The sequence below is a fragment of the Pseudomonas sp. GM78 genome (genome assembly GCF_000282475.1).
Lineage (GTDB): Bacteria > Pseudomonadota > Gammaproteobacteria > Pseudomonadales > Pseudomonadaceae > Aquipseudomonas.
On record NZ_AKJF01000009.1, the window covers coordinates 1 to 13,498 of the forward strand.

Genomic DNA, 13,498 nt, shown 5'->3' on the forward strand with positions numbered 1-13,498 from the left:
TGCGGCAGCTCCTACAGGGGGGGTGGATCAGGTGTCAGTGACTGCCGGAATGACCGAATCCGCCGGTACCACGCTGGGTTTCGACGAACTCTTCAACCATCTCGAAATGCGCCTGCACCACCGGCACCAGCACCAATTGCGCCAGGCGCTCGCCGACGGCCATGGTGAAGTCGGTCTGGCCACGGTTCCAGCACGAGACCATCAGCGGCCCCTGGTAGTCGGAGTCAATCAGCCCGACCAGGTTGCCCAGCACGATGCCGTGTTTATGGCCCAGACCTGAGCGCGGCAGGATCAGCGCTGCGAGGTTCGGGTCGCCGATGTAGATCGACAGGCCCGTCGGGATCAGTACCGTTTCACCCGGCTTGATCACGATGTCCTGCTCCAGCATGGCGCGCAGGTCGAGGCCGGCGGAGCCTGGCGTGGCGTACTGAGGCAGCGGGAATTCGGTACCGATGCGGGGGTCAAGGATCTTGGCTTGCAAAGCGTGCATGTAAATTAAACCTGGTTCAGACGTTCGGCGATAAAAGTGATCAGCTGGCGAGCAATCTTGCTCTTGCTGGTCTGGGCGAAGAGTGTGGCGTGAAGTTCACGGTCGATCACGCTGCAGGCGTTTTCTTCACTGTTGAAGCCAATGCTCGGGTTGGCGACGTCGTTGGCGACGATCAAATCGAGGTTCTTGTCTTTCAGCTTGCGGGCAGCGTAGTCGAGCAGGTGTTCGGTTTCGGCGGCGAAACCGACACTGAACGGACGGTCGGGGCGTGTGGCGATGCTGGCCAGGATGTCCGGGTTGCGCACCATTTGTAGCAACAAGCCGTCGCCGTTCGTAGGATCTTTCTTGAGTTTCTGTGGTGCGACGACTTCCGGGCGGTAATCCGCGACCGCTGCCGAGGCGATGAACAGGTCGCAAGGAATCGCGGCTTCGCACGCGGCGAGCATGTCGCGGGCGCTGACGACGTCTATGCGCGTAACGCGGTCCGGGGTCGGCAGATGCACAGGACCCGTGATCAGGGTGACGCGGGCGCCGGCTTCAACCGCCGCTTCGGCCAGGGCAAAGCCCATTTTTCCGGAGCTGTGGTTGGTGATGTAGCGCACCGGGTCGATGTTTTCCTGGGTCGGGCCGGCGGTGATCAGCACGTGCTTGCCGGTCAGTGCCTGACGCTGGAAGCAGTCTGCCGCGCATTGAGCCAGCTCCGTGGCTTCGAGCATGCGCCCCAGGCCGACGTCACCGCAGGCTTGGCTGCCCGAGGCCGGACCGAAGGCCTTGATGTCGCGGCTTTCGAGGGTTTGCAGGTTGGCCTGGGTGGCCGGGTCGCGCCACATGGCCTGGTTCATTGCCGGAGCGACGGCAACCACGGCGTCGGTGGCCAGCACCAGCGTGGTCAGCAGGTCATCGGCAATGCCCTGGGCCAGGCGCGCGATCAAATCGGCGGTCGCGGGTGCGATCAGCACCAGGTCGGCCCATTTGGCCAGTTCGATGTGGCCCATCGCCGCTTCGGCCGCCGGGTCCAGCAGGTCCAGGTGGACCGGATGTCCGGACAGGGCCTGCATGGTCAGCGGGGTGATGAACTCGGCGCCGCCACGGGTCATGACCACGCGCACTTCGGCGCCCTGATCGATCAGGCGGCGAACCAGGTCGGCGCTCTTGTAGGCGGCAATACCGCCGCCCACGCCCAGAACAATGCGTTTCCGATACAGCCGCTGCATAGGCCTGCCTTTCATTTTCGTTGATGACTGCGTTGCGATACCCCCTCCCCAGGAGTGAAATCGCCCGCAAAAAAGATGGGCTACGATATCACAGCGACCGCTACGGAACAGCGGCGCCCACAGACAGGGAGGTGCTATGAGTATTCGCAATTGGCCGGCGTCGGAACGGCCGCGGGAGAGGTTGCTTGAACAGGGTCCGGGAAGTCTTTCGGACGCCGAGTTGCTGGCGATATTTTTACGCACCGGCGTGGTGGGAAAAAGTGCCGTAGATCTGGCGCGACATCTGCTGAATCAGTTTGGCAGCCTGCGTTTGCTGCTGGAGGCCGACCAGGAAACGTTCAGTAAGCAATTGGGGCTCGGGCCAGCGAAATTCGCGCAGTTGCAGGCTGCTCAAGAAATGAGCAGGCGCCATTTGGCCGAGCGTGCGCGCGAAAAGTCGGCACTGGAAAATCCGCAGGCGGTGCGTGAATACCTCAAATCGATGCTGCGACATGAGCCCCACGAGGTGTTTGGCTGCCTGTTTCTCGACTCCAGGCATCAGGTGTTGACTTTTGAGGTGCTGTTTCGCGGCTCGATCGACAACACCAGCGTTCATCCGCGGCAAGTGGTCAAGCGTGCACTGGCTCACAATGCGGCGGCACTGATCCTCTGCCACAACCATCCGTCGGGTAACACTGACCCCAGCCAGGCCGACCGGCTGCTGACAAAGCGCCTGCAAAAGGCGCTGGACCTGATCGATGTGCGGGTGCTTGACCATTTCATCATTGGCGATGGCAACCCGCTGTCGATGGCGGAGTACGGGTGGATGTGAACCCCTCCTGTAGGAGCGAGCCTGCTCGCGATTGCATTCTTTCAGTCACTGGTCAGGTTGACTGACACGACGCTATCGCGAGCAGGCTCGCTCCCACAGGGTTTTGTGTTGAGGCGGACTATTTGATGTTGACCTTGGAGTAGTCCTGCCGCCCGAACGGGCTGACCGAGTAACCCTCGACATCCTTGCTGGTCAGGGCGAAGGCGGTTGGGTGCGCCAGGGGCAGCCACAATGCCTGTTGCTGGATCTGCGTCTGGGCCTGTTCGTAGAGTTTGGTGCGCACACCTTGCTCGCCGGTGGTCTTGCCAGCGCCGATCAACTTGTCCAGGTCCTGGTTGCAATAGCGGGCAAAGTTGGTGCCGGACTTGACCGCCGCGCAGGAAAACTGCGGCGTGAGGAAGTTGTCCGGGTCGCCGTTGTCACCAGCCCAGCCCATGAACAGCAGGTCGTGTTCGCCGGCCTTGGCGCGGCGAATCAGCTCGCCCCATTCGATCACACGGATTTCGGCTTGAATGCCGATTTCCGCCAGATCGGACTGGAGCAGTTGGGCGCCGAGACTCGGGTTGGGGTTCAGCAGGCTGCCGGAAGGGCGGGTCCAGATCGTGGTCTGGAAGCCCTCCTTGAGCCCTGCCTTGGCCATCAACGCCTTGGCCTTCTCGATGTCGTGCGGGTAACCCGGCAACGTCTTCGCATAGCTCCAGGTGTTGGGCGGGTAGGGGCCGTTGGCGGGTTCGGCGGTGTCTTCGAACACGGCCTTGACATAGTTGGCCTTGTCGAAGGCGAGGTTGATCGCCTGGCGCACTTCAGGTTTGTCCAACGGGGGGTGCTGGCTGTTGATGGCAACGAAGGCGGTCATGAAAGCGTCAGTCTTTTCGACTTTCAGCGTCGGCTCTTTCAGCGCGGCTTGGACATCCAGGGGCTTGGGCGACAGGGCGATCTGGCATTCATTGCGGCGCAATTTCTGCAGGCGCACGTTGGCGTCAGGGGTGATGGCAAAGATCAGCGGGTCGACCGAGGGCTTGCCGCCGAAATACTCGGCATTGGCTTTGTAGCGAACGGTGGCGTCCTTCTGGAATCGCGTGAAAACGAACGGGCCAGTGCCGATCGGCTGGCTGTTGAGCTTCTCCGGCGTGCCGGCTTTCATCAGCTTGTCGGCGTACTCGGCCGAATAGATCGAGGCGAATCCCATGCTCAGGGTGGCGAGAAAGGTGGAGTCCGGGTGATCAAGGGTAAAGCGTATGGTCAGCGGGTCCAGTGCGTCGATCTTCTTGATCAGTGCAGGCAATTGCATCGACTGGGCATGGGGAAAGCCGCTCTGGGCGACTTTATGCCATGGGTTGGCCGGGTCTAGCATGCGGTCGAAACTGAACTTCACGTCCTCGGCAGTCAATTCGCGCGTTGGGCTGAAATAGTCGGTGCGATGAAATTTCACCTGCGGGTGCAACTTGAAGATGTAAGTCAGGCCATCCGGCGTGACCTCCCAGCTGTCCGCGAGGCTGGCGACCACTTTGCCGCTGGCCGTGTCGAAGTCCACCAGGCGGTTCATCAGCACGTCGGCCGAGGCGTTGGTGGTGGTCAGCGAGTTGTATTGCACCACGTCGAACCCTTCGGGGCTGGCCTCGGTGCAGACGCTCAGGGCGGCGGCGTAGGCCTGTGGGCCCAGCAGAAGCGGGGCAAGCAACAGCGGTAGGGCAGCGAGGCGCATGGTCGGGTTCCTTTACAGATCGAAGGCCCATCTGCAAGTGCAGTCTGGAAAAGGCTTACCCTAGTGGGCTGGATTGTAAATGACTATCCCCTTTTTCATTTTCAGGGGACTATAGCCGATCGATTCTGGTGAGCGCTGGTTGGAAAAACTCTGGATTGGCCTGTCGGGAAGATTCTCTGCGACGAGCGGTCGCAATCGACGATAGCCTTGATCCAAGGCGCCTGGCGCCTGAAAAATGGGGTTTTTATCAATTCAACGCACACCGAATGTTGTTGCTCTCCAGTCTTTCTGGTATAAAGCAGCGCTCTTTTCTAGGGGCCCGGTTCCTTCACTGTAGGTGTAGCCGGTAAGACCTCTAAAGAATCGCGGCGCCTGGCGCCACAATGACTAGAGATTAAGCGGCCAACCCATGCCGGGTTGGGCATGTGGTTTTAGAGGGCTGAGGCATGTCTAGAGTATGTCAAGTTACCGGTAAGGGTCCGGTAACCGGGAATAACATTTCCCACGCAAACAACAAAACCCGTCGTCGTTTCCTGCCGAACCTGCAGCATCACCGCTTCTGGGTTGAAGAAGAGAAACGTTTCGTGCGTCTGCGCGTATCTGCCAAAGGCATGCGTATCATCGACAAGCGTGGCATCACTGTCGTGCTGGCCGAAATCCGCGCCGCTGGCAAGATCTAAGGGAGCTAATCATGCGTGAATTGATTCGTTTGATTTCGAGCGCCGGTACTGGTCACTTCTACACTACCGACAAGAACAAGCGTACTACCCCGGACAAAATCGAGATCAAGAAATTTGATCCGGTTGTTCGCAAGCACGTGATCTACAAGGAAGGCAAAATCAAGTAATTGATTTTTCCCGACTTACGAAAAAGGCCCGTATCGCGAGATACGGGCCTTTTTTGTTGCCTGCAAAAAAATCAGGCCTTCTGTTCAAACGCCACATAGATCTTGCGGCAAGGCTCCAGCACTTCCCAGGTACCCCGGAACCCGGCCGGGATCACGAAGCGATCACCCGCGCGTACGGTTTTGCTGTTGCCGTCGTTGTCGCGCAGCACAGAAACACCCTGCACGATTTCGCAGTATTCATGCTCGGTGAAATTCACCAGCCACTGGCCGACGGCGCCTTCCCACACGCCGGCATTCAACTGGCCGCAAGGGCTGTTGTAGTGGTTGTACACTGCTTGCTCGGGATCGCCCTTGAGGACTTTCGCCGGGTCTGGGCGATAGCGTTCGACGGCAGTGGTGGCCTGGCTGAAGTCGACGATGTTCTGGATGCTCATTGTTGTATTCCCCCGTGATTGCGACGCGAGTGGTTGAAAGAGCCAAAGTCTATGTTTATTAAAATGAACATCGCAAGGCCGTTTGCCGGCCTTATGTCAAATATATTGAAACTTCACCTGCCGCTGGTTTAGGGTGGTGGTTGCCTTCGGCCGTAAGCAGGCTGACGGGGCAGAATTCCTGACAGCGCCCGCGAAGAACGCGGGTGTCGTATTCAATAAGAGGAGGACACTCGCATGACCACCCTGACTCGTGCCGACTGGGAACAACGCGCTCGCGATCTGAAGATCGAAGGCCGCGCCTACATCAATGGTGAATACACCGATGCCGTCTCCGCCGAGACCTTCGAGTGCATAAGCCCGGTCGATGGTCGCCTGCTGGGCAAGATCGCCAGCTGTGACGCCGCCGATGCCCAGCGCGCTGTTGAAAACGCCCGCGCCACTTTCAATTCCGGTGTCTGGTCGCGCCTGGCGCCGACCAAGCGCAAAGCCACCATGATTCGTTTCGCCGGCCTGCTGAAACAGCACGCCGAAGAGCTGGCCCTGCTTGAAACCCTGGACATGGGCAAGCCGATCAGCGACTCCCTGTACATCGACGTTCCCGGCGCGGCGCAAGCCCTGAGCTGGAGCGGCGAAGCCATCGACAAGATCTACGACGAAGTGGCGGCTACCCCGCACGATCAGCTGGGGCTGGTCACTCGCGAGCCTGTCGGCGTTGTCGGCGCCATCGTGCCGTGGAACTTCCCGTTGATGATGGCCTGCTGGAAACTCGGCCCGGCGCTGTCCACCGGTAACTCGGTGATCCTCAAGCCGTCGGAAAAATCCCCGCTGACCGCCATCCGAATCGCTGCCCTGGCGGTCGAAGCCGGCATTCCGAAAGGCGTGCTCAACGTGCTGCCGGGTTACGGTCACACCGTCGGCAAGGCCCTGGCCCTGCACAACGATGTCGACACCCTGGTGTTCACCGGTTCGACCAAGATCGCCAAGCAACTGCTGATCTACTCCGGCGAGTCGAACATGAAGCGCGTCTGGCTCGAAGCCGGTGGCAAGAGCCCGAACATCGTGTTCGCCGATGCACCGAACCTGCAGGATGCCGCGGAAGCCGCTGCCGGCGCCATCGCCTTCAACCAGGGCGAAGTCTGCACCGCCGGTTCGCGCCTGCTGGTGGAACGCTCCATCAAGGATAAATTCCTGCCGCTGGTGATCGAGGCCCTGAAAGGCTGGAAGCCGGGCAACCCGCTGGACCCGGCGACCAACGTCGGCGCGCTGGTCGACACCCAGCAGATGAACACCGTGCTGTCGTACATCGAGTCTGGCCATGCCGACGGCGCCAAGCTGGTGGCCGGTGGCAAGCGTACGCTGCAGGAGTCGGGCGGCACCTACGTTGAGCCGACCATTTTCGACGGCGTGAGCAACGCGATGAAAATCGCCCAGGAAGAAATCTTCGGGCCAGTGTTGTCGGTGATCACCTTCGACAACGCCGAAGAAGCCGTCGCCATCGCCAACGACACGCCTTACGGCCTGGCCGCAGCGGTGTGGACCGCCGACATTTCCAAGGCTCACCTGACCGCACGCGCACTGCGTGCCGGTAGCGTCTGGGTCAACCAGTACGATGGCGGCGACATGACGGCGCCGTTCGGTGGCTTCAAGCAGTCCGGCAACGGTCGCGACAAGTCGCTGCACGCGTTCGACAAGTACACCGAGCTGAAGGCGACCTGGATCAAGTTGTAATGTGACGCGAGCCCTGGCTATGCCGGGGCTCAACGCAGATCCCCTGTGGGAGCGAGCCTGCTCGCGATAGCGGTATGACAGTCGACGTCAATGTTGAATGTTGCTCCGTCATCGCGAGCAGGCTCGCTCCCACAGTGTTTTGTGCTGTACAAAAATTATCCACAGGAGCGTGGAACATGCGTTGGGCGACGTATTTCGCCGTGTTGGCGTCTGTCTTGAGTGTCGGCCTGGCCCTGGGTGTCAGCATGCCGCTGGTGTCGTTTCGCCTGGAAAGCTGGGGCTACGGCTCGTTTGCCATCGGCGTGATGGCGGCGATGCCGGCCATTGGTGTGTTGTTGGGCGCGAAGATTTCCAGTCATCTGGCGGCGCGTCTCGGCACGGCCAATCTGATGCGCTTGTGTTTGTGGGGCGGGGCCGTGTCCATCGGTCTGCTGGCGTTGTTGCCCAGCTACCCGATCTGGCTGGTGCTGCGCTTGATGATCGGCGTGGTCCTGACCCTGGTGTTCATCCTGGGTGAGAGCTGGATCAACCAACTGGTGGTGGAAGAGTGGCGCGGGCGGCTGGTGGCGCTGTACGGCAGTAGTTATGCGTTGAGCCAGTTGGCCGGCCCGATATTGCTGGGCGTACTTGGCACCGAGCACGATTATGGCTTCTGGGTCGGCGTTGGATTGCTGGTGGCGGCACCGTTGCTGCTGTTGGGCCGCAGTGGCGCGCCCAGCAGTGAGGCCTGCAGCGTGACCTTCGGTGATTTGCTGACCTTCTGCCGCGGTTTGCCGGCGATTGCCTGGGCGGTGTCGCTGTTCGCGGCGTTTGAAGCCATGATCCTGACGTTGCTGCCGGTGTATTGCCTGCGCCAGGGCTTCACCACTGAAATCGCCCTGGCGATGGTCAGCACAGTGGTGGTGGGGGATGCTTTGCTGCAATTGCCGATCGGCGCGCTGGCGGACCGGATGTCGCGCCGTGCATTGTTCACCTGGTGCGCGGTGGTCCTGCTGGTGTCGAGCCTGGCGATCCCGTTGCTGATCGACACCCTGCTGGTCTGGCCGTTGTGGGTGCTGTTCGGCGCCAGTGCTGGCGGTCTGTTTACCTTGTCGCTGATCCTGATTGGCGAGCGTTATCGCGACGATGCCCTGGTTCGAGCCAACGCTCACATCGCACAGCTGTGGGGGATCGGTTGTCTGCTTGGGCCGTTGATCGCCGGTGCCGGCAGCCAGTGGATCAGCGGGCATGCGTTGCCATTGCTGATGGCGGCGGGGGCGCTGGGCCTGGTGATTCTGCTGTCGCGCCAAGGGGCATTTGGTACGGTTGTCGAACCGGCCTAGAGCATGCGCTCCAGCCCCACCGTGGTGCTGAGCCAGGCATTGAAGCGTCGCCACCAACTGGCCGGCTCCTCGGTCAGGGTGTGCATTTTGCCGTCGTCTTCGGTCACCCATACCACTTGGCCATTCTCCAGCCGTGCCTGATAACTCAGGGCCGGCGCCATGCCTTCCAGTGCCAGTTCGCGTACGCGGGCTGCGAGTTCGGGGCTATCCACCAGCACGCCGACTTCGGTGTTCCACAGCACCGAGCGCGGATCGAAGTTGAATGAACCAATGAAGGATTTCTGCCGGTCGAAGATGATCGCCTTGCTGTGCAGGCTGGAATCGGACTCGCCATAGGATCTACTGGAAAACAGGCGAGGCCCGCTGCCACTTTCATCGCCGGGCTGGCGGCGCAGCTCGAAGAGTTGCACGCCATGCTCCAGCAACGCTTTGCGATACGGGGCGTAGCCGCCATGCACTGCCGGCACGTCCGTGGCCTCCAATGCATTGGTCAGCAACTTCACCGACACGCCAGCATCGGCGCGACCGGTCAGATACACCAGGCCCGGCTGACCGGGCACGAAATAGGCCGAGATCATCACCAGCTCTTTGCTGACGCCATCGAGTGCGGGCGCCAATTGGGTGGTCAGCAGCAGCTGCGGGTCTGGCTCGCCGTCCGCCAGCACTTTGCTCGGTGCATCCCACAGCGCCTGGTTCCAGGCCCAGATCAGCTCTTTGCGCCAGGTATCCAGGCGCGGGTCGGTGGCAAACTTCATCAGCTGTTGAAAGAGTGCATGGTTCTGTTTGCGTGATTCTTCCAGGGATTGTTCCAGCCGGGTCCGGGTGTTTTTCAGGTCCTGCGCGGTCGGTTTGCTCGACAGGAACTGCTCGATGGGCTTGCTCAGCGCACTGTTCCAGTACTGGTCAAAACTGTGGCCCAACTGCTCGGCGACGGGGCCGACGCCGAGTATGTCGATATCGGTGAAATTCAGATTCGGCTCGGCATCGAAATACTCGTCCCCCAGATTGCGCCCGCCAACGATGGCCATGCTGTTATCGGCCAGCCACAACTTGTTGTGCATGCGCCGGTGTTGCTGCGACAGGTTGAGCAGGCGGCCCATGGTGCGTGTGACGCCCGTGCTGCGCCCCAGGTGCAACGGGTTGAACACACGAATCTGAATCTGTGGATGCGCCGCCAGGGTGGCGATGGTGACGTCCTGGCCGTCGCTGGTGGTGTCGTCGAGGAGAATGCGCACACGCACGCCGCGGTCGGCGGCCTTGAGCATTTCCTCCACCAGCATTCGCGTGCTGACGCCGTCATGCACGATGTAGTACTGCAAATCGAGGCTGCCCTGGGCGTTACGGATCAGTTCGGCGCGGGCGGTGAAGGCTTCGGTGCTGTCCGATAACAGGCGAAAGCCGGATTTCCCTTCATGGATCGCCGCCTGGGCCTGGACCGAGCGGCCAAATGCCGACGCGCTTGCCGGCAGTGCCTGGCTCGGTTGGCGCTGCACGTCGAAGCTGGCGCAGCCGCCAAGGAACGAAGCAATTAACACAAGAGCTGGCAGGAGCTGTCTGACTCTCACGTGGGACCGTTCCGATTGGCGGCAGATGTTGGCATATGGACGCTAATCTCCGCGGAAAGGTCAGTCGGTCAGCCCATCGGTCTCCGCTAGCAGTTTGATGGCGGCGGCTCCGACCTTGCGCACGGCTTCCTCAATCTGTGCCGTTGGCTTGGCAGCGTAGTTCATGCGCAGGCAATTGCGATATTTGCCCGAGGCGGAAAAAATGCTGCCGACGGCAATCTGTACGCCCTGGTCGTGCAAGGCTCGATTGAGTTTCAGGGTGTCAAAGCCTTCCGGTAGTTCCACCCACAGCATGAAGCTGCCTTGCGGGCGGCTGGCGCGGGTGCCTGCGGGGAAATAGCGCGTGACCCAATCGATCATCGCGTCGCGATTGCGCTGGTATTGGGTGCGCATCCGCCGCAAATGCGGTTCGAAATGACCGGCCTTGAGAAACTCGGCGATGGCAATCTGCGGCTGCGGCGCGGTCGAGCCGGTGCTGATGTATTTCATGTGCAGCACGCGTTCCAGATAGCGTCCCGGTGCGACCCAGCCGATACGCAGGCCCGGAGCGAGGGTCTTGGAGAATGAACTGCAGAGCAGAACTCGCCCGTCTTCGTCGAAGGATTTGATGGTGCGCGGGCGCGGATAGCTGTAGGCCAGTTCGCCATACACATCGTCTTCGATGATCGCCACGTCAAAACGCTGCGCAAGCATCAACAGCGAGCGTTTGCGCGACTCCGGCATGATATAGCCCAGCGGGTTGTTGCAGTTGGGGGTCAACTGTATGGCCTTGATCGGCCACTGTTCCAATGCCAGTTCCAGTGCGTCCAGGCTGATTCCGGTGAGCGGGTCGGTGGGGATTTCCAGGGCTTTCATGCCCAGGCCCTTGAGGGTTTGCATGGCGCCATGAAAGCTCGGCGAATCCACGGCCACGATATCGCCCGGCTCGCAAATGGAGCGAATGCTGGTGGACAGCGCTTCATGGCAGCCGGTCGTAACCACCAGGTCGCCGGAGCCCAGTTGGCAGCCGGAATCGAGCATCAGCCGGGCGATTTGCTCGCGCAGTTCGAGGTTGCCGTGGATGTTGTCGTAATACAGGCCAGGCATGTCCTGTCGGCGACTGAGCTGCGCCAGGCCACGCAGCAACGGTTTGAGGGTCGGGGTGGTGATGTCCGGCATGCCGCGACCCAGTTGCACGACATCCTTGCGCGGCACCGCGCGGATCAGCTCCAGTACCTGATCCCATTGGGAAATGTCCACCGGCCGCTGCGCCGGGCGGCCCACCGCTGGCAGTTCGGGCAGCTCGCGGCTGACCGGCACGAAATATCCGGATTTAGGCCTTGGCGTGGCCAGCCCACTGTCTTCGAGCACGCGATAAGCCTGCTGCACCGTGCTCAGGCTGACGCCATGTTCAACGCTCAACGCCCGCACCGACGGCAGTCGGTCACCGGGGCGATAGAAGCCCTGTTCGATTCGCATGCCGAGCAATTCGGCGAGGTTGACGTAGAGCGTCATGTTGCAGTCTCGTCAGAGGTCATGTAGTTGACCAGTACAGATGGGGCCAAAAATCAGGATTCAGTGCGTCTGGCGGCAAATCTGTATGGAGATAATACAGCTTGGTTGAATCTGTAATGCTTTTCGCCGTCCACGCATCATGAAAGCTCTGGCTACCCAAGTAAACAGGAGCAATCAAAATGAACGGCTTGAGCGATGTGCGGCTGACGTTACACAGTCAGGAGCTGACGGCAGGGCAAGATCACGGTGCGCGCGAGGTGGGCATGCGCAATGCGCCGTCCGGCCTGAACCGCTGGAATCGGTTCTGGAGTCGTCTGCACACGCGCAAGGCATTGCTGGAGCTGACACCGGCCCAGCTCAAGGATGTCGGGCTGACGCGTGAGCAGGCGCGGGAGGAGGGGCTTAAGCCTTTCTGGCGGATCTGAATTCTGTAGCGGTCTTTAGGGCCTCATCGCGGGCAAGCCCGCTCCCACAGTTATTGCGGGTGTTCACAAGATTTGTGAGTACAGCTAATTCCTGTGGGAGCGGGCTTGCCCGCGATGAGGCCCATAAGAACACCGGTAGCTTTCAGACCAACTCTTTGAACCGATGCCACAACATCCCCAATGCCAACAACGGCGAGCGCAAATGTTTGCCGCCGGGGAAGGTAATGTGTGGCACCTGGGCGAACAGATCGAAGCCTCCACTGTGCTGCCCGCTGATGGCCTCGGCCAGCAACTTGCCCGCCAGGTGCGTTGCGTTCACGCCATGACCTGAATAGGCCTGGGCGTAATACACGTTCGGCTGATCCTTGAGCCGCCCGATCTGCGGTAGACGGTTGGCGCCGATGCCGATCATCCCGCCCCACTGATAATCGATCCTCACGCTGGCCAATTGCGGGAAGACGTCCAGCATCTTTGGCCGCATATAGGCGGCGATGTCTTTCGGATCTCGCCCCGAGTAATGGCAGGCGCCGCCGAACAGCAAGCGGCGATCTGCCGAGAGTCGGTAGTAATCCAGCGCCACCCGTTGATCGCAGACCGCCATGTTTTGTGGCAATAGCGCGTGGGCTAATTCTTCGCTCAAGGGTTCGGTGGCGATGATATAGCTGCCGGCGGGCAGCACCTTGCCGCTGAGTTCAGGGTTGAGTTCATTGAGGTAGGCGTTGCAGCCCAGTACCAGCGTTTTTGCCCGTACCGAGCCTTGGGCCGTATGTACCTTGACCTCGGGGCCGTAATCGATGCGCGTGACGGCCGACTGCTCGAACAGCTTCACGCCCAATTGCTGCGCGGCGGCGGCTTCGCCCAGCGCCAGGTTCAGCGGGTGCAGATGCCCGGAGCCCATGTCGATCAGGCCGCCGACGTAGCGGTCGGAGCCGACCACGGTGTGCATCTCATGAGGTTGCAGCAAGCGGGTTTCGTAGCGGTAACCGAGGCTGCGCAATTCTTCGGCGTCTTCGGCGAAACCTTCGAGATCACGGGGCTTGTTGGCAAGGTCACAGTAACCCCAGGTCAGATCGCAGGGGATCTGAAAACGCTCGACCCGCTGGCGAACGATTTCCACCGCTTCCAGGCCCATGAGCTTCATCTGGCGTACACCGTCGGTGCCGATCACGTTGGCAAACTGATCAAGGCCATGGCCAACCCCCCGAATCAACTGCCCGCCATTGCGGCCGCTGGCGCCCCAGCCGATTTTATGGGCTTCAAGCAGCACCACGCTCAGGCCGCGCTCCGCCAGTTCCAGCGCTGTGTTCAACCCGGAGAATCCACCACCGACCACGCAAACGTCAGCCAGGAGTTCGCCAGTCAGCAGCGGATATTCAGGCTGAGGCAGGCTGCTGGCGGCGTAATAGGAGGCGGTGTGCCGGTGATTCGGGGCAGGCTGCTGGGCACGGCCATTCATGTGCGTG

At 60.9% G+C, this 13,498-nt stretch carries 13 protein-coding genes; 6 read left to right on the forward strand and 7 right to left on the reverse strand.

Annotated features, from left to right (window positions below):
• Positions 1–34: 34 nt before the first annotated feature.
• Both dut and coaBC read right to left on the reverse strand, forming a co-directional pair.
• The gene (dut, locus tag PMI35_RS31055; protein ID WP_008054604.1) at positions 35–490 is read right to left on the reverse strand and encodes a dUTP diphosphatase; all 456 of its coding nucleotides are present in this window, start codon (positions 488–490) and stop codon (positions 35–37) included.
• 5 nt (positions 491–495) lie between these two features.
• Entirely contained in the window at positions 496–1,704 is a 1,209-nt protein-coding gene (gene coaBC / locus PMI35_RS31050; RefSeq protein ID WP_008054605.1) for a bifunctional phosphopantothenoylcysteine decarboxylase/phosphopantothenate--cysteine ligase CoaBC, read from the reverse strand.
• A gap of 136 nt (positions 1,705–1,840) precedes the next feature.
• Between coaBC and radC the strand changes: the two genes are divergently transcribed.
• On the forward strand, positions 1,841–2,515 hold the full coding sequence (radC, locus tag PMI35_RS31045; RefSeq protein WP_008054606.1) for a RadC family protein: 675 nt from the start codon (positions 1,841–1,843) through the stop codon (positions 2,513–2,515).
• Positions 2,516–2,633: 118 nt separating this feature from the next.
• Here the strand turns inward: radC and PMI35_RS31040 are convergent, their stop codons facing one another.
• The gene (locus PMI35_RS31040; RefSeq protein WP_008054607.1) at positions 2,634–4,220 is read right to left on the reverse strand and encodes an ABC transporter substrate-binding protein; all 1,587 of its coding nucleotides are present in this window, start codon (positions 4,218–4,220) and stop codon (positions 2,634–2,636) included.
• Between the two features lie 446 nt (positions 4,221–4,666).
• Here PMI35_RS31040 and rpmB point away from each other — a divergent pair, with 446 nt between their 5' ends.
• On the forward strand, positions 4,667–4,900 hold the full coding sequence (gene rpmB, locus PMI35_RS31035; RefSeq protein ID WP_003176907.1) for a 50S ribosomal protein L28: 234 nt from the start codon (positions 4,667–4,669) through the stop codon (positions 4,898–4,900).
• A gap of 11 nt (positions 4,901–4,911) precedes the next feature.
• Entirely contained in the window at positions 4,912–5,067 is a 156-nt protein-coding gene (gene rpmG / locus PMI35_RS31030; protein ID WP_007894709.1) for a 50S ribosomal protein L33, read from the forward strand.
• A gap of 71 nt (positions 5,068–5,138) precedes the next feature.
• Here rpmG and PMI35_RS31025 read toward each other — a convergent pair whose 3' ends face one another.
• Positions 5,139–5,501, reverse strand: coding sequence for a cupin domain-containing protein (locus PMI35_RS31025; protein ID WP_008054608.1), 363 nt, complete (start codon positions 5,499–5,501; stop codon positions 5,139–5,141).
• A gap of 234 nt (positions 5,502–5,735) precedes the next feature.
• Between PMI35_RS31025 and PMI35_RS31020 the strand changes: the two genes are divergently transcribed.
• Entirely contained in the window at positions 5,736–7,229 is a 1,494-nt protein-coding gene (locus PMI35_RS31020) for an aldehyde dehydrogenase (protein WP_008054609.1), read from the forward strand.
• Positions 7,230–7,405: 176 nt separating this feature from the next.
• On the forward strand, positions 7,406–8,551 hold the full coding sequence (locus PMI35_RS31015) for an MFS transporter (protein ID WP_008054610.1): 1,146 nt from the start codon (positions 7,406–7,408) through the stop codon (positions 8,549–8,551).
• Here the strand turns inward: PMI35_RS31015 and PMI35_RS31010 are convergent.
• Entirely contained in the window at positions 8,548–10,116 is a 1,569-nt protein-coding gene (locus PMI35_RS31010) for a phospholipase D family protein (RefSeq protein WP_008054611.1), read from the reverse strand. The genes PMI35_RS31015 and PMI35_RS31010 overlap by 4 nt on opposite strands.
• A 60-nt stretch (positions 10,117–10,176) precedes the next feature.
• Positions 10,177–11,610: an aminotransferase-like domain-containing protein gene (locus PMI35_RS31005; RefSeq protein WP_008054612.1), complete on the reverse strand. Its 1,434-nt coding sequence runs from the start codon at positions 11,608–11,610 to the stop codon at positions 10,177–10,179.
• Positions 11,611–11,789: 179 nt separating this feature from the next.
• Here PMI35_RS31005 and PMI35_RS31000 point away from each other — a divergent pair, with 179 nt between their 5' ends.
• Entirely contained in the window at positions 11,790–12,035 is a 246-nt protein-coding gene (locus tag PMI35_RS31000; protein WP_008054613.1) for a DUF1127 domain-containing protein, read from the forward strand.
• 142 nt (positions 12,036–12,177) lie between these two features.
• Here the strand turns inward: PMI35_RS31000 and PMI35_RS30995 are convergent, their stop codons facing one another.
• Positions 12,178–13,491 (reverse strand): NAD(P)/FAD-dependent oxidoreductase, encoded by a 1,314-nt coding sequence (locus tag PMI35_RS30995; RefSeq protein ID WP_008054614.1) that lies wholly within the window; start codon positions 13,489–13,491, stop codon positions 12,178–12,180.
• Between the last annotated feature and the right edge of the window lie 7 nt (positions 13,492–13,498).